Here is a 19,721-nt window from a genome sequence, read left to right as displayed (position 1 = left end):
ATCACTTCTCGTAGAGGCGCTCCCAGTTCTCCCGACTCGTGAGCCGCGGCACGGCCTCGCGGTACCGGCGCTGGACGTCCGCACCCTGCTCCCGGAACTGCTTGAGCACCTTCGCCGCTCGGGCGGTGATCTCCTTAGCGGCGTCCTTGTCGCGGCGACGCACCCGCACGCCCGACTGCGACGCGTCGGTCACGACGGCGTGGTCGAACAGCGACACGTGCCACCAATGTGCCTCCGACGCAGGGATGCTCGCGATTCCGTGCTGCGTGCGGCCCAGCCACTGCATCGCGGCACGCTTGGCCAGGACCAGGTCCTCGCGATCCTTGTCCGGCTCGGGGCCGGCGATCCGCGTGACCAGGTCGGCGGACCGGATTCCGGGGATGGCGTCGGCGGGATGCTTGACCGTCTCGGGGAAGCGGGACCGTTCCTGACGGATCGCGCCGAGAACCGCCTGGCCGCCGTCCTCGAGGACCTCCGGACCGAAGAGGAAGTCCTCGATCCCGCGCAGCATCGTGTGCGCGAGGCCGTACTGCATCGACACCAGGAACTGGGAGATCTCGCGACCCATGGTCACGCTGAGCGCCTTGGTGTCGAAGTCGCTGTGCAGCGCGGACGCGATCAGCGAGTTCCGCACGCTGAAGTACTTGGCCCAGTCGTCGCGGTCCTTCCAGTGGAAGTCCGCGTGCCACACGCCAGCATTCGGCAGGGTCACCGTGATGAATCCCGCTGCCCGAGCACGGATTCCGTACTCGATGTCGTCCCATTGGAAGAACACGGGCAGGGGAAGACCGATCCGCGAGATCACCTCACCGGGGATCAGGCAGGACCACCAGGCGTTGTAGCCGGCGTCGACGCGCTTGTTCTGACGACGCTTGAGCATGTTGGCGTCGTGCAGCGAGTTCGCCGCCCACTCACCGGCCTTGATCTTCGGCAGATCCGCTTCCTCCGCACCGACGTGCAGGTTCTGCGGATTCATCAGGTACAGCATCTGGGCGCCGACGAGCATCGGTTCCATCGTGACGTTCGCGAACGCGTTCATCCGCAGCACCGTCTCCGGCTCGCACAGGATGTCGTCGTCCATCAGGATCACGTTGGCGTGCTCGTTGACCGCCGACACCTCGTAGATGCCGCGGGTGAAACCGCCTGCGCCACCGAGATTCGGCTGACGGATGTAGACGAGCTTGTCCCCCAGCGTCTTCGCGACCTCGGCGAACAGCTGACGGTCGGAGACATGGTCGGTGCCCTGGTCGACGACGTAGACGGCGTCGATTCCGGCGGTCATGCCCTCGTCGCCCGCGATGGCCGCGACCGTCTGCGCGCAGTCGTCGGCGCGGTTGAAGGTGCAGATCGCGATGGCGGCGGGACGGATCACCGACGGGGCCGCGACCGTCCATTCCAGATCGCGCACCTCGAGCCGGCCGTCGATCGCGGCGAACTGCAGCCACAGCGAGCCGCCGTCGAGGTACGCGTCCAGCTTCGCGGACATCGCCGCGGTGCCGTCCCCGTCCACGTCGACGGTCTCGAGGACACGCACGTTGCCGCCGGAGTCGGATGCGCACAGCAGGGCGCGGCCGCGACCGGTCGCGGAATGGCCGAACCGGACCTCGACCTCGTCGACGACGGTCCAGCGCTGGTAGTAGGCGGCCGCGAAACGCCCGAAGTAGGCGTCGGTGTCCGCGACGGCGCCCTTGTCGAGGTGGAGCGCGAAGCGCTCGCGGTGCCCGGAACCGGAGGTGATCCGGGCATACATGCCGTCCTTGACCCGCGGCGTGGGACCGGAGAAGATACCTCGCTGGACCACGAGTCGTCCCGGAGACCGCTGCTCGTGGACTGCGCCGCGAGCGGCCGCCGCGCTCCCGTTCACAGGCGCAACCGACGCCGACTCGCTCATTCTGCTCCTAGATTTGTCCCGACACTTGTGGCGGAACAACAGTGCCCACCCGAGTCGGAAGGGTATCAACCCATGGCCGGTTCCTCCCTCGTCGAGGAGTACCCGGGTGACCGCGACCTCAGCTGAGCGTGCCGATACCGAGCGAGCCCGCCGCCAGCGAACCGATGCCCGTCTTCATCGACCCGTAGGTCGCCGAGCCGGTGTTCATCGAGCCCAGATTGGTCGATCCGGTGTTCGCCGAACCGACGTTGCCGGAGCCGGTATTCGCCGAACCGACGTTGCCGGAACCGGTATTCGCCGAACCCACATTCGCCGAACCCGTGTTGGCCCAGCCGATGTTGTCGGAGCCGGTGTTCGCCGAGCCCGTGTTGTACGAGCCGGTGTTGTTCGGGCCGTTGTTGTTGAAGTCGATGCTGCTCCAGTCGGCGGTGGCCAGAGCCAAGCTGCCCAGCCCGGCGACCGCGGCGGCCCCGATCGCACCGGCCGCCAGGTCGGCGGAGCCGACGTAGCCGACACCGACCGCGTCCTGGCACGGCAGCGGCAGCACGAGACCCGGCGCCACCGTATCGGTGACGTTCGCCAGCAAACCTTCCAGTCGGATCGGCGAACACGGATCGGAAGGCGGTGCGGCCGCGACGGGGTCCGCGGCGGCGTTGCCCACGAACCCGACGGTCAGCGTCGCAAACGCGGATGCGGCGACGAGCGTCCGCCGCGCGACCCGACGACGGCGGCGTGAGCTGTTCTGTGGTCCGGCCCCCATACGAGTGCCCTCCTCCGGTGCGAGCCCGAGTGACAAACCCCGACACGAATGCAGGTCACGCTACCGCCCCGAGAAGTCCGCCGTGGCCGGATCGGAGCCTTCGCACCGGCGAGCCCACCGGCCGCTGTGCTACTGGCCGGTGCGTGCGTACCCGGCCTCGGTGTCCGATTTCGCCGGGCGCCACCACTGCTCGTTGTCCCGGTACCACGCGACGGTGGCCTCGAGCCCGCTGCGGAAATCGCGGTAGCGCGGCTCCCACCCCAGTTCGGTGCGCAGCCGCGTCGAATCGATCGCGTAGCGCAGGTCGTGCCCGGGCCGGTCGGGGACGAAATCGAAATCGTCAGCAGGTCGCCCGAAGATCTCGAGCAGCATCGCGATCACGGTGCGGTTGTCGACCTCGCCGTCCGCGCCGATCAGGTATGTCTCCCCGCTCCGCCCGCGGTCGAGAACCGTCCAGACCGCGCGGTTGTGATCGTCGACGTGGATCCAGTCCCGCACGTTGCGGCCCTGCCCGTACAGCTTGGGCCGGACCCCGTCGAGCAGGTTGGTGATCTGGCGGGGAATGAACTTCTCGACGTGCTGGAACGGGCCGTAGTTGTTCGAGCAGTTCGACAGCGTCGCCCGGATCCCGAACGACCGGGTCCACGCCCGCACCAGCATGTCGCTCGACGCCTTCGTCGACGAGTACGGGCTCGACGGGTTGTAGGCGGTGGACTCGGTGAACCGGTCCGGGTCACCCAGTTCGAGGTCGCCGTACACCTCGTCGGTGGAGATGTGGTGGTAGCGGACGTCGTGGTCGCGGACGGCCTGCAGCAGCGTGTAGGTGCCCACGACGTTGGTGCGCACGAATGGCCACGGGTCGGCCAGCGAGTTGTCGTTGTGCGACTCGGCCGCGAAGTGCACCACGGCGTCGGCGTCCGCCACCAGGCGGTTCACGGTGTCGGCGTCGGCGATGTCGCCGTGCACGAAATCGATCCGGTCGGCGACCGCGTCCAGCGACGCCCGGTTGCCGGCGTACGTCAGCGCGTCGAGGACGGTGACCCGGATGTCCGGGCGTTCCGCGACGGTCTGGTGGACGAAATTGGCGCCGATGAATCCGGCGCCGCCGGTGACGAGCAGCCTCATGTGCACGAACAGTACTCAGGCGCGTCGTTCCGATGGGAGCACCCTCCGGGCCGTCCGGACGATGAACGACTTCGGCGGCTGCCAGACGTCGCGATCCTCGAACGCCCATGCGTAGGTCAGGGCGCCGTCCCGGATGCACTCCAACAAACCCGGCGCTGCTAGCTCGTGCGCCGACCACTCGTAGAGTTGCTGCAACCTCGGGACGATCACCCCGTAGTCCAGGAGCCTGCCGAACCCGAGTTCGTCACCGAGATAGAACCGTGCGCCCTCGCGGAGCGGGTACTCATCCGGGAGCACGCGGGACAGCTGGACGAAAATCCCCGCCATGCCCACTCTCGGGTCACCGAGGAACGGGGCGAGCGGGCGTAGCCATCCGAGCGAGATCCGGGGAGCAGCGACGAGGGCGTGGGTGTACAACACGCGGCAGAGCACGACGTTCATGAAGAAGCGCTCGGCCTCGTTCTCCGCCTCGGCCAGGTCGCGGCCGTCGAGGTAGGCAGCGACCACGCTCCCGTTGTGCGCCCGGTACCAGGCCCTAGCGGTCGGGTAATCGGCGAAGGACATCCAGAAGTCGACCGTCTGCGAGGAGGTGGGCCCGCCGAAGTCCCCGCTGAGGGCAACCGCCTCACACCCGTCACGAAGGATGCGCTCGTTCACTGCACGCCACCACGGACTACCCGGACGGTCGCCGGACAGTGGTTGCAGCAGACCTCGCCGGAGCTGCCATCGCATGAACGACATCGCCGCCCGACGGAACGGCAGATGGCGTGGGGCCTTGCCGTACGGGCCGTAATAGCAGCGTTGCATCAGGGCGAGCCGGCCTGACGGATCGTCGCGGACTTCGGCGATCTGCCGTTCAGCCCAGAGCGCGGCCGCGCCCCCAGCACCCACGCCACCATGGTCGCATGCGCCATCGGGGCCAGGCACCCCGTCGCGGCTGCGGCGGGGAGGATGTGCACTGCCAAGGCTGTCTCACCGGTTGCCCTTTCGGGCACGAACCGACCGCCCCCTGGGTGGGAAGCTGGAGCGGTGAACGGTTCGCCTGTTCGGAGCGGGATGACCCGCTCTGCGAAGTCCGTCGGAGCGACGCACCGGAGCCGCCCGTCACGACGACGCGGTCGCGCAGCCATCGTCGCGGTCTGCGCGATAGCGCTCGCCGCTGGCGGATGCTCCAAGTCGACGGACGACGACACGAGTGCGATCCTTCTCGAGGCCGCCTCGTCGAGCGGCGTCTCTCCCTGGACCGAATCCGTTGCGAACACCACCGGCGCCACCGAACGCGCCAACCAGATATCGATGAGCAGCACCACCGTCACCGGCGATGAAGCCGGACTCTATGGTGGGTCGCTCAACGATTCCGTCTGCGACCAAGTCAAACTGTCGAACTTCCTGGAGTCGAATCCAGCTAAGGACAGCGCCTTCAAGTCCGTGGTTCAGGCCGACGACGTGCGTTCCTACGTCGACGCCCTATCGCCGGTGGTACTGACCCACGACACCCGAGTAACCGACCACGGCTTCGAGAACAATGAGGCTGCGCCGTTTCAGTCCGTTCTGCAAACAGGAACCGCAGTGATGATCGACGATCGGGGGCTTCCGCGGGTTCGCTGCGCGTCCGGCAGCCCACTCACTCCGCCGATCGAGACCAACGCGGGCTACACCGGTCAGCGGTGGAACAACTTCGCGGAGAACCAGGTCGTCACAGTCGATCCCGCGCCGGCGCCGATGTCCTCGACCGAACTGACGTCCCTCGACGGCTCCGCCACCGCGACCAAGATCGTGATCGGAGATCCCGCACCCCTGGAAGCAGTACCCCCGACCACCTCCCGCCCTCCTACGCTCGGCGGCACTCCGACCACAGGACCAGAACCAGGCGCCGGACAACCATCCGGGAGTGGCGAAAACGGCGGCAAACCCGCACCTCCGAGCGGCAAGCCGATTCCCAAACCCGGGGTCACCAGTGGGGGCGAGAGCACCGGCGGAGGCGGAGTCACCACCGGCGGAGGCGAAGTCACCACCGGCGGAGGCGAAGTCACCACCGGCGGAGGCGAAGTCACCACCGGCGGAGGCGAAGTCACCACCGGCGGAGGCGGAGTCACCACCGGCGGAGGCGGAGTCACCACCGGCGGAGGCGAGGTCACCGATGGCGGCGGAGTCCCTACCGGCGGGGGAACGGCGAACCGGATCGGACCCTCTACTGCCGAGAAGCCATCTGGTGTGATCGTGCCCGAGACAGCTACCCCACCAACGGAATAAACAGCAGCGAAGAGACCCGGATACGGGCTGACCGCAGCGGAGGACACCATGTCCCACCATCGATCACGGCTCCGCTATCCCGTGCTCGCGGCCCTGACGTTCAGCGCCGCGTTCGTCGGGGCAGAAATGGTGGCGGCCCAGCCCGAGCACACGCCGGAGGTGCAGGCCGCAGCGCTGATCCGCCCGGCCGTCGTGTACCTCGAATCCGGTACGAACCCGAACGGAACCGTCACGCACTGCACGGGTTTCATCGTGACACCGGACGGTTTCATCGGGACGGCCGGTCACTGCATCGACAACGCACCGGGTGCGGAACTCTATGTGTCGCTCGCCGGTGACCCGCCCGACATCGCGCCGACCCCCGCACGGGTCGTCGACTACAGGCCACGGAACGCCGGCGACGTCGCCCTCCTCAAGGTCGAGCCGAAGAACGACGATCTGCCCACCGCGCTGCTCAACGAGGACAGCGAGAAGCTACAGGTGGGCACGCAGGTGCTGTCGGTGGGCTTCCCCGGCAGCACCCAGCGCATAACCGACCACAGCCTGGAACCGACCGTCAAGAGCGGCACCGTGAGTGCCGCCAAGACCGTCGCCGCCCAACCTGTATTCGAGATCAGCGCACCCATGTCGGCCGGGATGAGCGGTGGTCCGACGGTGAACCTGGACGGTGAGGTCGTCGGCATCAACAGCTTCGCGCCCGCCGGGGAGACACAACCGTTCAACTTCATAGTCCCGGTGGAGGGTCTACTTCAGTTGATGGCTAGCAACGGTGTCACCCCCGAGTCGTCACCGGCGGACGACGCGTACCGAGAGGGCCTGAGCGAGTTCTTCGACGGGAACTACAGCGGTGCCATCGAGAACTTCAACTCCACTGCGCAGAAGTCGGAGTCGTACCCACAGGCCATCGAGAAGTTGCGCGAGTCGGTGAAGTTGCGCGACGAGTTCGGCGACAGCGGATCGGCGTTCATGCAGCCGTGGATGTGGGTGGTCGCGGGACTCGTCGTGGCAGGACTCGCGGCGGCGGGTGTGGTGTTCTTCATCCGAAGTCGTCAGGGAAGTGGTGGAGGGACGGCCCCGGCCGGGGGTTCCGGGACGGCGCCGGCGTCGCAAACTATGGCAGCGCCCCAGGCGCCGCCGCAGGCACCGCCCCCTGCCGCTCACCCGTCGGGCTCCTCGCCGCCATCCGGGGCGGCGGCCACCTGCACCAACTGCGGATTCGGTCTCGAGGCCGGGCAACGCTTCTGCCCACGCTGTGGCAAACCTCAGAACTGACCACTGCACGACGTCCCGCTCGTTGAGTGCCCGTTGAGCCGGAGCGGATTGCCCGTTGAGCCGTTGTTGAGTTCCCTGCGGATAGTTGACTGTGTAGTCGACCACGCCGGAGGGTGTCATGCAGCGGCGCATTGCAACATACGTCTACGCCAACGATCCGATCCTGCAGGCGGGCGTGATGAGTCAGTTGCGCCAGCGTCCGGAGATCTGGCTCGTCGACGATGCCGATCTCGACGATGCGGAGATCGCCGTGGTCGCGGCCGACACCCTCGACGACGAGGTGACCCGAACTCTGCGTGCGCTGCAACGTGGCGGGGTGCCGCAGACGATGCTGGTGCTCGGGACGATCGAGGGCAACACCGTCGTCACCGCGGCCGAGATCGGCGTGCGCGGCCTCGTCCGACGCGCCGAAGCATCACCGGAAACGCTGGTCCACACCATTGCTCGCGTCGCTTCGGGAGAGGGAATCGTTCCCTCCGATCTCCTCGCCGTCCTCCTCGGCCAGGTGGGCCGACTGCAACGTCAGGTGCTGGCACCGCGGGGACTGCAGTTCTCCGGCCTGTCCGAGCGCGAAGTCGAGGTCCTGCGACTCGTGGCGGACGGCCAGGACACCGCGGAGATCGCGCGGACGCTCAACTACAGCGAGCGGACCGTCAAGAACGTCCTGCACGACGTGACCACCCGCCTGCAACTCCGCAATCGCTCGCACGCCGTCGCCTACGCGATGCGGGAGGGCCTCATCTGATCGGCCGCTGCCCGAAAGGGCAGGGTGTCAGAGCCGTTCGGTCTCCTGCCTTCTCCCTCGACGATTCGCGCCGGAGGGTTTCCCGCTGCCACCGCCAGTGACACCGTTGGACTGGTGATACCCGAGGTCGACCGCGCACTGCGGTCGCTGATCGAGCGGGACGCACTCGACGGCGCGGACGTCGAGGTGGCCTTCGACGCGCCGACCAAGGAATGGGTCGCCAAGCGCACCGGTCCGTCGATCGACGTCTTCCTGTACGACATTCGCGAGGACCTGCGCCGCCGCGAACGCGGGCTGGTCAACGAGTACGACGGGAATCTCGTTGTCGCCCGCCATCTCCCACCGCGCCATTTCAAGCTTTCCTACCTGGTGGCCGCCTGGACCCAGCGTCCCGAGGACGAGCACGGGCTGCTCGCAGCGCTGCTGTCCTGCTTCCTCCGGCACGACTCGATCCCGCCGGAACTGTTGAGCGGCTCACTCGCCGACCTCGGGCTGCCGGTCCCGGTCGGTGTCGCGCTGCCTCCGCCGGAGGACCGTTCGTTCGCCGACGTGTGGACAGCGCTGGGTGGCGAACTGCGACCGTCGCTGGACATCGTGGTGACCATGCCGGTGGACACCGGTCAGACATACACGGCCGGGCCGCCGGTCACCTCCCCCACCACGCTGGCCGTCGCCGAGCACGACCGATCCGAGATCCTCGAGGTGCGCCACGGCCGTCCGCGATCCGGTGCCGGTGAGTCGTGAACGACGAGGCGGGCGTCGGCTATCTGCTCGGCCGGGCTCGACTGGTCGAGAACAGAATTCGCACGCTGGTCGCGCATCGTCGGATGCACGACCCGGCACCCGACGACCCGTTTCGGGGGCTCTACCTGAGCGAGGCCGTGGTCGACAGCCTGCTGGGCGACGCACCCGATCCGCCCGCCCCGGACGTCGATACCCGACGCGACGTGGAACGCTCCGCGGACGCCGCTGAGGAGCGCGGCGACACCATCCGGCTGCGTCGCCTGGCCCGGGCCGCGTCGCTCTCGCCCGCCGACGTCGAGCTGCTGGTGGTCTGCCTGTTGCCCGATCTGGACCCCCGTTTCGAACGCCTCTACGGCTACCTCAACGACGACGTCAGCCGGCGGCGGGCCACGGTGGCGCTGGCGCTCGAACTGGCGGACCTGTCTCCGCTCGCGGCCGAGGCGCGCGCCCGCCTCGCGGCCGGCTCGCCGCTCGTCGAGCACCGCCTCGTCCTCATCGAGGAGACCGACCGTCCGTTCCTCACCCGGGGACTGCGCGTCCCCGACCGCGTCACCGCGCACCTGCTGGGCGACGACCTCACCGATCCGGTCCTCCGCGACGTGCTCGCCGACCCCGTCGGATTCGACACGCCGTGGTCCACCCCGGCCGCGGTGGCGATCGACCGTGGGCAGTCCCTGACCTACCTGCGGGAGGTGTCGGGCGGCGTGGGCGTCGCCACCGCCGTCGCCGCGTTCGCCCGGCTCGGCCGGCCGGCGCTGTGTGCCGACGCGACCCCGCTCGTCGAGCTGCCGGACCTGGCCGAGGTCGCGGGCGTCCTCTGCCGCGAGGCGCTGCTCACCGGCTCCGGACTCGTCGTCGGCGGCGTCGGCGCGCAGCCCGGAAGCGCACCCCGCACCGCCGAACTGATCCGGGTCCTTGCACGGGCGTCCGTGCCGGTCGTCCTCGTCGGGGTCGGCCCCTGGGATCCGCAGTGGACGGTCACGCCGCCGCTGCTGGTCGAGACCGGGCACCTCGCCGTCGACGATCGGGTGCAACTGTGGCGCAACCTGCTCCGCGCGTCGGGAGAGTCCGTCGACCCCGGCGAGGTGGCCGAGCGGTTCGTGCTGAACCCGGACCAGGTGCACCACGCCATCGGATCCGCCGCCGCCACGGCCCGATCCGGCGACGGCGCGGTGGACCTCGACGCACTCCGGCGCGGCGCGCGGGCACAGAACGCAACCGGACTCGAGCGGCTGGCCCGGCGGGTCGAACCCGACGTCGGCTGGCCCGACCTGGTGCTGCCGCCCGGTCCGCTCACGCTGCTGCACGAGCTGACCGCGCGCGCCCGGCACCGCGACCGGGTGCTCCGGGAATGGCGGATGCGCCCCGGCGGCGCGCGCGGGATCGGGGTGACCGGGCTGTTCGCGGGCGAGTCCGGGACCGGGAAAACGATGGCCGCCGAGGTGGTCGCCCACGACCTCGGACTGGATCTCTACACCGTGAACCTGTCGTCGGTGGTCGACAAGTACGTGGGCGAGACGGAGAAGAACCTGGAACGGATCTTCTCCGAGGCGGCCGGGGTGAACGCGGTGCTGTTGTTCGACGAGGCGGACGCCATCTTCGGCAAACGCAGCGAGGTCCGCGACGCCCACGACCGCTACGCGAACATCGAGAGCGCCTACCTCCTGCAGCGGATGGAGACGTTCGACGGCATCGCGATCCTGACGACGAACCTGCGCGCAAACCTCGACGAGGCGTTCACCCGCCGCATCGACGTCGTCGTGGACTTCCCCGAACCCGACGAGGCGGCCCGGCTGGCGCTGTGGCGGGTGTGCCTCGCCCCGCCGCTGCCGCGCGAGAACGACCTGGACCTCGACTACTGCGCACGATCGTTTCCGCTGTCGGGTGGGAACATTCGTTCGGCGGCGGTGACGGCCGGCTACCGGGCGGCCGAGGGCGGACGTCCCGTCTCGATGGTGGACCTGGTCTCGGCGATCCGCCAGGAGTACCGCAAGCTGGGTCGGCTCGTGCTGGGCCGGGACTTCGCCCCGCACCTGGAGGCGACGGGCTCACCGCTTGGCGAGTAGGCCGCCGATGTAACCGACGATCCCGCCCGCCACCACCAGAACGGCCCCGGTCATCGGCGCGCTGACGATGCCCGTCGCGACCCCCATGGCGACGAAGTACCCGACCATCCCCACGATCAGCAGCACCCCGGAGACGCGGGTGAGCTTGCCGTCCTTACCGGTGACCCCGAGCATCATGAGGCCGGCGAGAACCAGCATCGCGAGCCGGGCCGCCGGTTGGGAGTACTCCACCACGTCCTGACCCTGCGCGACGCTCTCCCCGGTCCGCCCTGCCGTGTACGGGTTGCGCTGCACGAGATTCAGGAGCAGATCGATGTAGTAGTCGGGGAACGCCGTCATCCACGGCAGGAACACCCCGATGACGGCGAGTAGTCCACCGAGCAGGGTGAGCAGGATCCGGGCGATCGGCTTCCAGTCCGGGGTTGACTGGACGAACATCCCTTGTGTCGACACGGATTCGCGACCGTCCGACGCCTCGACCCGGAGTTCGCGGCGCGCATCGGACCCGCCCTCCGGTCGGTCGGCGTTCACGTCCATCCGACCCCACGAGTAGTGGCCGGGCTGGATCTCGAATCGGTTGGGGTCGAAGCGGACCCGGACCGCGTTCTCCGGGTCGGAACCGGTCAACGTGACATGCAGCCAGTCGACGCCGCGGCTGTTATCGACCACCACCCGGTACCGGCCGGAGCGGCCGTGGGTGTGCACCTCCTGGGGTTCCAGCCGGATGCTCGCGGTCGTGATCGGCGCGGGGGACGTCGTCTGGACGAGGGTCCCGGTCGCCTCGGTCTCCGAATCCGATTCGGAATCCGCCTCCACCGCGACCACGCTGAAGGGGTGGCTGGCCTCCTCGCCGGGCGGGGGCATGCGGGAGGTGACGGTGAACCGAACGGTCTCTGTTGCACCGGCGCGGACCGGAATCCGTTGCGTCGGAAACGTGAAGTGCACGGCCCCCTCCGGGTCGCGCCCCTCCAGCGCGACGTCCCGATCGCGGGTTCCGCGGCGGTTGTCCGCGACCAGGCTCAGGTCGGCCATGGCGCAGTCGCGCACGCGCAGTGTGCTCGGCTCCAGGCGCATCTGCAGTGGGACCTCGACCGGGGCCTCGGACCGCTCCTGGTTGACGGTCACCGTCGTCTCCACCGGGTCCTCGCCGCCCGTCGCGGTGATCGTGAGCGGTCGACTGACGGTCTCCCCGTGGTCGAGTTCCGGGACTGTGAACCGCAGTGAGACTTCGGCGGAACCGAATTCGGGTACCTCGATCGTGGACGGCGTGAAGTCGAAGCGCACGACCCCCTCCGGGTCGGAACCGGTCACCTCCAGTCGCTGCGGGTAGTTGCTGCCCGTGTTGTCGATGGTGACCTGCGCGGCGCCTTCGGTCACGTCGTCCAGGCGCACGAGCGTCGGCCGCGCGCCCACCGTCACCGGGCCGCCGACCCGCGGCACCGTAAGCGTGACCGAGGCGGCGCCGGTCTTGGACGGGTCCGTCTGCGACCGGACTTTCAGCGAAACCGGCACGGCCTGTGCGGCCACCTGCGCGCCGGATGCACGCGTGAACTCGAGGGTGATCGTGTCGTCCCGGTTCGGGTAGAGGCTGATCTCGTCGTGCGCCAGTTCGAGCCAGGCGGGTGGGCCGGCCATCTCGACCTTGAACCCGTCGACGATGGACGAGGCGTTGAATATCCGCACCTGCACACGCGCGCCGGTGTCCGGATCGAGCACCGCCTCGCCCGAGAGTGCCTCGACGTGCGGCGCCGACACCCGCGCGTCGTCCTTCTTGGCGGACTCCTTCGATGCCGGGGCGTCGCCGGATGCCGACGACGCGCCCGCCTTCAGGCCGAGGAAGTAGTCGCACTGGACACAGAACTGCGCACCCGGCGCATTGACCGCGCCGCATTGACCGCACACAACGTCGCTCATGGGTTCCCCGCAAGGACGGCACTCGACTCTCTCGAGCGTATACCCATGGGCCGGTACCCATCCGCGCCTGCAACCCGCCGTGCGGTCTCCGGCGCCGTGCCCGATCGGGCACCCACCTCTGCCCGATCGGGCAGGGCGACAAGGACTGTCGAGGACGGAGCGGTAGTGACAGACTTGGAGGTGCGGGCTCGAGCAAAGGAACTGCGCCATGCGCGAACACCGATTCGACAACGACGAGGCGGCGCTGCGCCCGAAATCGGCTCGCCTCGACCAAACCTCGACGTCCAGACCGATCGGGCCCGCTGCCGCCCAGGGCCGCCCGGACATCCTCGGCCAGGACGGACTGCTGGACTTGCAGCGGGCAGCGGGCAACGCCGGCGTCAACACGCTCGTCGACGACGAGCCCTCCCCCGTGCACGACGTCGTCGCCGGCGGAGGGCGCCCGCTGGAACCAGATGTCCGCGCCGACATGGAATCCCGCCTCGGTCACGACTTCGGCGACGTCCGCGTGCACGACGACGCGGCCGCGAACCGGTCGGCCAGTGCGGTGCACGCCCACGCCTACACGGTCGGGTCGAACGTGGTGTTCCAGCGCGACATGTACAACCCCGGCTCCACCGACGGTCGGGTAATGCTCGCGCACGAACTGACGCACGTCGTGCAGCAGCGCAGCGGGCCGGTCGACGGGACGCCTGCGCCGGGTGGGATCAGTGTCTCCGATCCCTCGGACCGGTTCGAGCGGGAGGCTGCGGATACCGCGGAACGGGTCGCGGGATCCGGCTCTTCCGTGCAACGCGAGGAGGAAGAGGACCCGGAGTAGGGGCGGCGCTTGAGTCGAGCGTTCCATTCAGACATTGGACGTTGCCCCGCTGGTCCTCGACGATGTGCAGGTCGAACGAGAGTCTGGAAACGTGCGCACAATCAGAGTCTGCCCGGACATGGCGACACGTCGCCCCCATAGGAGCGTTCCAACGGCCACCTCGGACGAGTTGACCGCGACTGGTCAGACGCTCCAGCAACTTCAGCGTCGAGCTGGGAATGCAGCAGTTGCGTCGCTGGTAGGCAACCGTGCGCCGGTAGTGGCACGCGAAGTAGCTGTGCAGCGCCGTGCCGCACCGTATATCAAGAAGATAACCGTGCACCTCACACCGCCGCAGACCGCCGAGCTCGAGTGGAAGGGCAGCCCGCCCGGGACCGCAACTGGTACGGACTCGTTCAAGGTATCGACCGGCAAAGGCTACGGTGACACCGGCGACCCGCGGGGGACGTGCCTTCGGCAGTGTTGTTCAAACCCCGCCACTCAGTGCGCCCCGCCATCGAACAAGCCCGGAAGTGTCGGATCGTGTTGCACGTACTTCGGTGGCGGCTTCTGGGCTGGAAACCCTCAGCCCGAACATAACGGGTGGAAATGGTGGACCCCCATCCAGCCGCACTACTCGGCCCGCGGCATCGCGCTGCACCAGCACTACGAGGTGACCGGCGAGCCCCTGTCACACGGGTGCGTTCGAATGGACGAGCAGAACGCGAGGCGCATTTTCGAGTTCTCCAACGGCAGGAAGACCGAAGTCACGATCGACGGCCGTGCCGCGCCGGTAGGGTGCAAGCCCGAGCGACGCTGCGGCTCGACAAGCGGTGCACGGGAGCTCAGCTTGCAGCGGCACGACAGTCCACCGGCCGAGAACTTTCGTGGTCTACAGCGTGACGTAAAGCCTGACGGACCAGCGCCGCAACCACCCGATGGAACGCCCACGCCCAGACCTGAGCCTCGCCCTCCCTGGCCGGAACGACGCGTGTGCGGCCCGAACATCGACCCACAGCTCACCGCCGTCCTCAACGACATCGAAAGCTACTTCAACGGACTGATCCTGCCCGCAAAGTACCTCAGCTGCAATGCGATAACTTTCCCGGTCACCGCCGGCATGGCTTGGGACATTCTCGAACTCTTCCTCCCGAATACCGCCTGGCTTCGCAGCCCTCCCTTGGCCGGGAAATGCGGTGTCCCAATCGGCTCACCGAACATCGAATCACCCACGGCATGCTCGAATTCCGTGCGGGTGGGCGGAAGATGCAACCTCGCAGGCACTGTCAATTACAGTACGCTCGGGATGATCTTGAGACTGTGTGGTCCATACACTCCGAAAGAAATAGGGCACGCGATGATCATCGCCCTGGTGTACGCGTGGAAGTCGATCGAGGCAGCCACCACCGGCAAGTGGGATGATCCCGAACCGGCGATCGAGTTCGCCCTCGCCGTATACGACGGCGGCGCGGCGGCCCGACCGCACACGGAGAACCGCCCGACCTGTACCGACTCCTGCAGCGAATCGACCGTTCCCAGCTTCACCTTTCGGTGGTTGCCGTTCCACTTCTGATCACCCGAGAGCGCTGTCACTTCATTGAACGATCGGGGCCTGCGCCGGCTCCGACTCCTCGCAACCCTTACCCTCAGCGCAGCCCTGGCAGCACGCTCGCTGAACGAAGGCCGTCGGATCGCCGGCGAATGGCGGCACACGAGTCGAGAATCGGGCGAACTCAACGCCGAGCGCGCGGTTTCCAACTGTCCGCTGCAGCAGAAGCAAGCTGGATGCGACAGACCGATCCGGCGATCGCCGTGCAGCTTCGACATCATGCGGTTCGGAATGGTCAGCTCGCTCTTCGAATCGCCTCATCACCAGCCTCCCTCAGACGTTCTGTCCGCCAGAATTTGATTGGGGTCAAACTCATGTCAGCATCACCCGACCCCATCGTTCCACTCTGCCGACAGTGGGGGAACCGTCGACGCCGGTTGGGCAGCGGCTAATGTCCGAAGGTGCACGTCACCGTGGTCCACTGGCCGTCCGCTCAGTAGTGGAGAGCAAGATCAGCCGTGGAACCAACCGAGCCAGTAGCGGGGGGGAGGAAGCGGAGACGTCGACACAACTATGCTCCTTCACCCGTCAGAATTACCGGTGCCCTTCCTCATCGCGTCTGCGTTCGCGTTCGTAGAGGACAAAGAACAGCGCGAGAAGGCAATCCGCCGACAGCTGCCCTTCGTCAGGTGAGGACAGCTCCACCCGCCGCGGTCGACTGCCGAGCGAGTCGTAATGGATCTGCATGGGCCCGATGGTCCGCACCCGACTGCCAAGCGAGTCGTAGTTCACGCTGAACGGTCCGATTCGCCGAAGACGGCTGCCCAGCATGTCGTAGTCCAGATCCCAGGCGCCGAGTTTGGATGGGCGGCTTCCCAGCATGTCGTATTCGACCTCGAGACGCTCGATTTGCCGAAGACGGCTGCCGAACTTGTCGTACTCGAGGCGCCAGTCGCCCACCCTGCGCGGGCGGCTGCCGAGCCGGTCGTACGTCAGCTCGACGGGCCCGATCGCGCACAGCCGAGATCCGAGCCGGTCGTAGCGCAGGTCGATATCGGACGGTGCAGGAGGTGGCTGCGATTGGTGGGTGCGCTCCGTCCATTGACTACCGTCCCAGTAACGGGATCGTGCGTTATCCGATGGGTCGGTGTACCAACCGGGCGGGGGCGCCTTCTCCATGGGGATCCAATCGAAGAACTCTCCGCATACATTTCGAGATCGGGCGCAATGCTGCTGATGGACCGCCGCCGCTGGTACATGTGGAGCGAGCTGGTACGGGCCGACGGACTGCACCCAATTCAGACGATAGCTCAGTGCGACAGTGCCACATAGCTTCACAAGCTCGACCTCACGGCCTTGATCCGTGCCCTATGGGGCACCGATCAATGGCCAGGCAGGCGTCCGTTGGCAACTGCTCAGGATGCAACGGCACGCGCAGAATCAACCTCATCGCGTCCCGCGTCCAGGAGGCAACCATGCCGACCTACCTGTCCCCCGGGGTCTATGTCGAGGAAGTCGACTCCGGTTCCCGTCCGATCGAGGGCGTCGGCACGGCGGTCGCCGCGTTCGTCGGCCTCACCGAGGCCGGCCCGTTCAACAAGCCGACGCTCGTTACCAATTGGACCCAATTCACCAGTACCTTCGGCGGATTCGTCGACGGCGCCGCGCTCGCCCGCTCGGTGTTCGGATACTTCCAGAACGGCGGCGGAATGTGTTACGTCGTCCGCATCGGCGTCGACTACGACACGGCGAACGACAATCCCACACCGAAGAACGTGGAAAGCTCTCCACCACAGGGCGTTCTCGGCAACCTCCGGGTGATGGCGCTCGATCCTGCCGCGCCGAGCGGCAGCCTCAACGTCGAGGCCGTCGCGGCCGACGGCGACGCCCCGGAAGGGTCCTTCAAGCTCGTGGTCCGGCGCGGCGGCGAGGTGGTCGAGGAACACAACGGCCTCACCGCCGGACGCGGCAAGACCGGCGCCCAGACCGTCGTCAACGCGACCTCCAAGGTGATCCGCCTCGAGGCGGTCACCGGCAAGACCGTCGAGGACACGAAGCCCGGAATGACCACGGCACTCGAGGCGCCCCCACCACCCGCCGCGAAAGTCCCGGCCCGACTCTCGGGCGATGACTACGTCGGCGACGTCGCCGACCGCAGCGGGTTCTCCGGACTCGAGGCGGTCGACGAGGTCACCATGGTGTGCATCCCCGACCTGATGACCGCCTACCAGCAGGGCGCCATCGACCTCGACACCGTGCAGTCCGTGCAGCAGTCGATGATCGCGCACTGCGAGCAGATGGGCGACCGGATGGCGATCCTCGACCCACCGCCCGGCCTGAACGCCCAACAGGTCAAGGAGTGGCGCGTCGACAAGGCCGCCTACGACTCGAAATACGCTGCGCTGTACTGGCCGTGGATCGGGAACGGCGACGGCGAGTACCTGCCGCCGTCGGGCTACATCGCCGGCATCTGGGGCCGCAACGACGACACCCGGGGTGTGCACAAGGCCCCGGCCAACGAGGTGGTCCGCGGCGCGGTCAGCCTGGAAACCCAGATCACCCGCAACGAACACGACCTGCTGAACCCGTGGGGCATCAACTGCATTCGATCCTTCCCGGGACGCGGAATCCGGGTATGGGGTGCCCGCACCCTCTCCTCCGACCCGGCCTGGCGCTACCTGAACATCCGCCGCCTGTTCAACTACCTGGAGGAGTCGATCCTCGGTGGCACCAGCTGGGTGGTGTTCGAACCGAACGATCAGGCCCTGTGGGCCAAGCTGCGGCGCACCATCGGAGCCTTCCTGGTCAACGAGTGGCGACGGGGCGCCCTCTTCGGCACCACCCCGGACGAGGCCTTCTTCGTCAAGTGCGACGACGAGACGAACCCGGCGGAAGGCATCGACGCCGGAGAGGTGGTCTGCCAGATCGGGGTCGCCCCGGTGAAGCCCGCCGAGTTCGTCATCTTCCGGCTCTCCCAGTTCTCGGGCGGCACCAGCCTGGTCGCCGAATGATCCGATCGATCGAAAGTGAGGTGCTCCCATGGCCCTTCCCGAATTCGACAGCTCCGTCGGCCACTCGTTCGGGCTGGAGTTCGACGGCATCCAGATCAAGTCCATCACCGAGGTCACCGGCCTGAAGATGGAGCAGGACGTCATCGAGTACAAGTCGAACTCGGCCGCGGACGGCAAGTATCTGGTCAAGAAGCTGCCCGGGCGGTGGAAGGCCGGCGAGGTCACGCTGACCCGACCGCTCACCGAGGACAACAGTTTCGACAAGTGGGTCAAGGACTCTCAGCTCGGGAAGATGGGAGACGTCCGCAAGGGCGGCGCGATCGTCGTCTACGACTACGAGGGCAGCCCCGTCAAGCGGTACAAGGTGACCAACGCCTGGCCCAAGAGCCTCGAGGTGAACTCCCTCAAGGCCGGCGACACCAGCGTGCTGACCGAGAAGCTGGTCCTCACCTACGAGCGCTGCGAGGTCGAGGGTGCGTAGGACCAACGCGGCCGCGGTAGCGGACGACCCCCGCGACGGCATCCGCGGTGCCGCCACCGACCCGCCCCGGGAGCGCCTGCAGACCGAGTTCTCGTTCGTGCTGCCCCGCGGCTACGTCGACGCCGACGGCACCGTGCACCGCGAGGGGACGATGCGGCTCGCGACCGCGCGCGACGAACTCGTCACGCAACGCGACGACCGGGTCCGCGAGAACCCGACCTACCTGACGGTGGTGTTGATCGCACGGGTGGTGACACGACTCGGCGGCATCGACGACGTCCACGCGGGCATCGTGGAATCGCTGTTCGCCTCGGATCTGGCGTTCCTGCAGGACCTGTACCGACAGGTGAACCAGGAGGGCCACACGCTGGCCAGTGTCGCCTGCCCGTCTTGCCGCCACGAGTTCACCGTCGACCTCTCGGGTGGGCGCCTGGGGGAATCGTGACGTACGGGACCGACCGTCTCTACGAGGAGCTCTCGTACGTCGCCCTGCACTTCCACTGGTCGCGTGACGAACTGCTCGACCTCGAACACCACGAGCGCCTGCGCTACGTGGCGACCATCCGGCAGCTCACTGCCGACGACACGGCAGGGAGGTGAGAACGGTGCGTTGGTGGCCGTGGCGAACACAGCGGCCCGCGGACGCCCCCGCGCCGGTGCGGTCCCCGGATCCGCAGTGGCACCGGCTCCGCCCGCTCGCCCCCGTCGTCTCGCGCATCCCGACCAGTGCGGGATTCGCCTCCTTCACCGCCGGGCTGAGCGTCGCGACCGATCCGAGTGTCACCGGCTCCCTGTCCCCCACCGTGGATCTCGCCCGGCCGCTCGGCCGACTCTTCGCCGGAGAACCGCCCCCGAGACAACCTCCCGGCCCGGTAACACCGACCCCCCGGACGCGAACCTTCGTCCAGAGACACAGCGGCGCGGCCATTCTCGGATCTGCACCACCGGACATCACGACGGATCCCGGACCCCCGACCGGACCCGGGGCGTCCGACCGGCCGGTGATGACCGTCGCGCCGACCCCGGAACCGCGACGATGTCTCCCCGTGTCCCGCGCGACCGCGATCGACCCCGACGCGTCGGCGACCGCCCCCGCACCGGTCGACGTCCC

The 19,721-nt window shown here is 68.0% G+C and carries 17 protein-coding genes; 11 read left to right on the top strand and 6 right to left on the bottom strand.

The annotated features are described in order from the left end of the window. Position 1: 1 nt before the first annotated feature. The 4 genes from ABTV10_RS01235 to ABTV10_RS01220 form a co-directional block, all read right to left on the bottom strand. Positions 2–1,891, bottom strand: coding sequence for a glycosyltransferase (locus tag ABTV10_RS01235; RefSeq protein WP_499032014.1), 1,890 nt, complete (start codon positions 1,889–1,891; stop codon positions 2–4). A gap of 118 nt (positions 1,892–2,009) precedes the next feature. Continuing rightward, positions 2,010–2,651 carry a pentapeptide repeat-containing protein gene (locus ABTV10_RS01230; RefSeq protein WP_499032013.1) on the bottom strand — a complete coding sequence of 214 codons (642 nt, stop codon included), beginning with the start codon at positions 2,649–2,651 and terminating at the stop codon, positions 2,010–2,012. A 129-nt stretch (positions 2,652–2,780) separates the two neighbouring features. After that, a complete protein-coding gene (gene rfbB / locus ABTV10_RS01225) occupies positions 2,781–3,776 on the bottom strand; it encodes a dTDP-glucose 4,6-dehydratase (RefSeq protein WP_499032011.1) in 996 nt (331 codons plus the stop codon). A 15-nt stretch (positions 3,777–3,791) separates the two neighbouring features. Continuing rightward, positions 3,792–4,433: a hypothetical protein gene (locus tag ABTV10_RS01220; protein WP_499032010.1), complete on the bottom strand. Its 642-nt coding sequence runs from the start codon at positions 4,431–4,433 to the stop codon at positions 3,792–3,794. A 399-nt stretch (positions 4,434–4,832) separates the two neighbouring features. On the opposite strand from ABTV10_RS01220, the gene ABTV10_RS01215 reads away from it, so the two are divergent. From ABTV10_RS01215 to ABTV10_RS01195, 5 genes are all read left to right on the top strand, one after another. Beyond that, positions 4,833–6,029, top strand: a complete 1,197-nt coding sequence (locus tag ABTV10_RS01215) for a DUF6777 domain-containing protein (protein ID WP_499032009.1) — start codon at positions 4,833–4,835, stop codon at positions 6,027–6,029. 48 nt (positions 6,030–6,077) lie between these two features. After that, on the top strand, positions 6,078–7,301 hold the full coding sequence (locus ABTV10_RS01210; protein ID WP_499032008.1) for a trypsin-like peptidase domain-containing protein: 1,224 nt from the start codon (positions 6,078–6,080) through the stop codon (positions 7,299–7,301). 118 nt (positions 7,302–7,419) lie between these two features. Then, the gene (locus ABTV10_RS01205) at positions 7,420–8,046 is read left to right on the top strand and encodes a helix-turn-helix transcriptional regulator (RefSeq protein WP_499032007.1); all 627 of its coding nucleotides are present in this window, start codon (positions 7,420–7,422) and stop codon (positions 8,044–8,046) included. 114 nt (positions 8,047–8,160) lie between these two features. Next, positions 8,161–8,790 carry a Pvc16 family protein gene (locus ABTV10_RS01200; protein ID WP_499032006.1) on the top strand — a complete coding sequence of 210 codons (630 nt, stop codon included), beginning with the start codon at positions 8,161–8,163 and terminating at the stop codon, positions 8,788–8,790. Then, positions 8,787–10,856, top strand: coding sequence for an ATP-binding protein (locus ABTV10_RS01195; protein ID WP_499032004.1), 2,070 nt, complete (start codon positions 8,787–8,789; stop codon positions 10,854–10,856). The genes ABTV10_RS01200 and ABTV10_RS01195 overlap by 4 nt, the downstream gene beginning before the upstream one ends. Here ABTV10_RS01195 and ABTV10_RS01190 read toward each other — a convergent pair. Then, positions 10,839–12,770, bottom strand: a complete 1,932-nt coding sequence (locus tag ABTV10_RS01190) for a hypothetical protein (protein ID WP_499032002.1) — start codon at positions 12,768–12,770, stop codon at positions 10,839–10,841. The genes ABTV10_RS01195 and ABTV10_RS01190 overlap by 18 nt on opposite strands. A gap of 208 nt (positions 12,771–12,978) precedes the next feature. On the opposite strand from ABTV10_RS01190, the gene ABTV10_RS01185 reads away from it, so the two are divergent. Further along, positions 12,979–13,590, top strand: a complete 612-nt coding sequence (locus ABTV10_RS01185) for an eCIS core domain-containing protein (RefSeq protein ID WP_499032001.1) — start codon at positions 12,979–12,981, stop codon at positions 13,588–13,590. Between the two features lie 118 nt (positions 13,591–13,708). Beyond that, on the top strand, positions 13,709–15,142 hold the full coding sequence (locus ABTV10_RS01180; RefSeq protein ID WP_499035108.1) for a L,D-transpeptidase: 1,434 nt from the start codon (positions 13,709–13,711) through the stop codon (positions 15,140–15,142). A gap of 570 nt (positions 15,143–15,712) precedes the next feature. On the opposite strand, the gene ABTV10_RS01175 is transcribed toward ABTV10_RS01180, so the two are convergent. Beyond that, a complete protein-coding gene (locus ABTV10_RS01175; protein ID WP_499032000.1) occupies positions 15,713–16,297 on the bottom strand; it encodes a DUF2510 domain-containing protein in 585 nt (194 codons plus the stop codon). Between the two features lie 296 nt (positions 16,298–16,593). Between ABTV10_RS01175 and ABTV10_RS01170 the strand changes: the two genes are divergently transcribed. From ABTV10_RS01170 to ABTV10_RS01155, 4 genes are read left to right on the top strand one after another with little or no spacing between them, the layout of a single operon-like run. After that, complete coding sequence (locus ABTV10_RS01170; RefSeq protein WP_499031999.1) at positions 16,594–18,129, top strand: phage tail sheath family protein; 1,536 nt, start codon at positions 16,594–16,596, stop codon at positions 18,127–18,129. Positions 18,130–18,157: 28 nt separating this feature from the next. Next, positions 18,158–18,610, top strand: a complete 453-nt coding sequence (locus ABTV10_RS01165; protein ID WP_499031998.1) for a phage tail protein — start codon at positions 18,158–18,160, stop codon at positions 18,608–18,610. Next, complete coding sequence (locus tag ABTV10_RS01160; RefSeq protein ID WP_499031997.1) at positions 18,603–19,055, top strand: phage tail assembly protein; 453 nt, start codon at positions 18,603–18,605, stop codon at positions 19,053–19,055. The genes ABTV10_RS01165 and ABTV10_RS01160 overlap by 8 nt, the downstream gene beginning before the upstream one ends. Then, positions 19,052–19,210 carry a DUF6760 family protein gene (locus ABTV10_RS01155; protein WP_181818907.1) on the top strand — a complete coding sequence of 53 codons (159 nt, stop codon included), beginning with the start codon at positions 19,052–19,054 and terminating at the stop codon, positions 19,208–19,210. The genes ABTV10_RS01160 and ABTV10_RS01155 overlap by 4 nt, the downstream gene beginning before the upstream one ends. The last annotated feature ends 511 nt before the right edge of the window (positions 19,211–19,721 follow it).

The organism is Paraburkholderia sp. RHO2 (genome assembly GCF_050955445.1).
GTDB classification, from domain to species: domain Bacteria; phylum Actinomycetota; class Actinomycetes; order Mycobacteriales; family Mycobacteriaceae; genus Prescottella; species Prescottella agglutinans_A.
Note: the sequence above shows the minus strand (reverse complement) of the source record. Positions and strands in the feature narration are given on the sequence as shown.

What these genes read in the sequence shown, in the direction of transcription:
- ABTV10_RS01235 (WP_499032014.1), bottom strand. Translation starts at nt 1,891, where the DNA reads ATGAGCGAGTCGGCGTCGGTTGCGCCTGTGAACGGGAGCGCGGCGGCC.
- ABTV10_RS01230 (WP_499032013.1), bottom strand. Translation starts at nt 2,651, where the DNA reads ATGGGGGCCGGACCACAGAACAGCTCACGCCGCCGTCGTCGGGTCGCG.
- rfbB (WP_499032011.1), bottom strand. Translation starts at nt 3,776, where the DNA reads ATGAGGCTGCTCGTCACCGGCGGCGCCGGATTCATCGGCGCCAATTTC.
- ABTV10_RS01215 (WP_499032009.1), top strand. Translation starts at nt 4,833, where the DNA reads ATGACCCGCTCTGCGAAGTCCGTCGGAGCGACGCACCGGAGCCGCCCG.
- ABTV10_RS01210 (WP_499032008.1), top strand. Translation starts at nt 6,078, where the DNA reads ATGTCCCACCATCGATCACGGCTCCGCTATCCCGTGCTCGCGGCCCTG.
- ABTV10_RS01205 (WP_499032007.1), top strand. Translation starts at nt 7,420, where the DNA reads ATGCAGCGGCGCATTGCAACATACGTCTACGCCAACGATCCGATCCTG.
- ABTV10_RS01190 (WP_499032002.1), bottom strand. Translation starts at nt 12,770, where the DNA reads ATGAGCGACGTTGTGTGCGGTCAATGCGGCGCGGTCAATGCGCCGGGT.
- ABTV10_RS01185 (WP_499032001.1), top strand. Translation starts at nt 12,979, where the DNA reads ATGCGCGAACACCGATTCGACAACGACGAGGCGGCGCTGCGCCCGAAA.
- ABTV10_RS01180 (WP_499035108.1), top strand. Translation starts at nt 13,709, where the DNA reads ATGGCGACACGTCGCCCCCATAGGAGCGTTCCAACGGCCACCTCGGAC.
- ABTV10_RS01175 (WP_499032000.1), bottom strand. Translation starts at nt 16,297, where the DNA reads ATGGAGAAGGCGCCCCCGCCCGGTTGGTACACCGACCCATCGGATAAC.
- ABTV10_RS01170 (WP_499031999.1), top strand. Translation starts at nt 16,594, where the DNA reads ATGCCGACCTACCTGTCCCCCGGGGTCTATGTCGAGGAAGTCGACTCC.
- ABTV10_RS01165 (WP_499031998.1), top strand. Translation starts at nt 18,158, where the DNA reads ATGGCCCTTCCCGAATTCGACAGCTCCGTCGGCCACTCGTTCGGGCTG.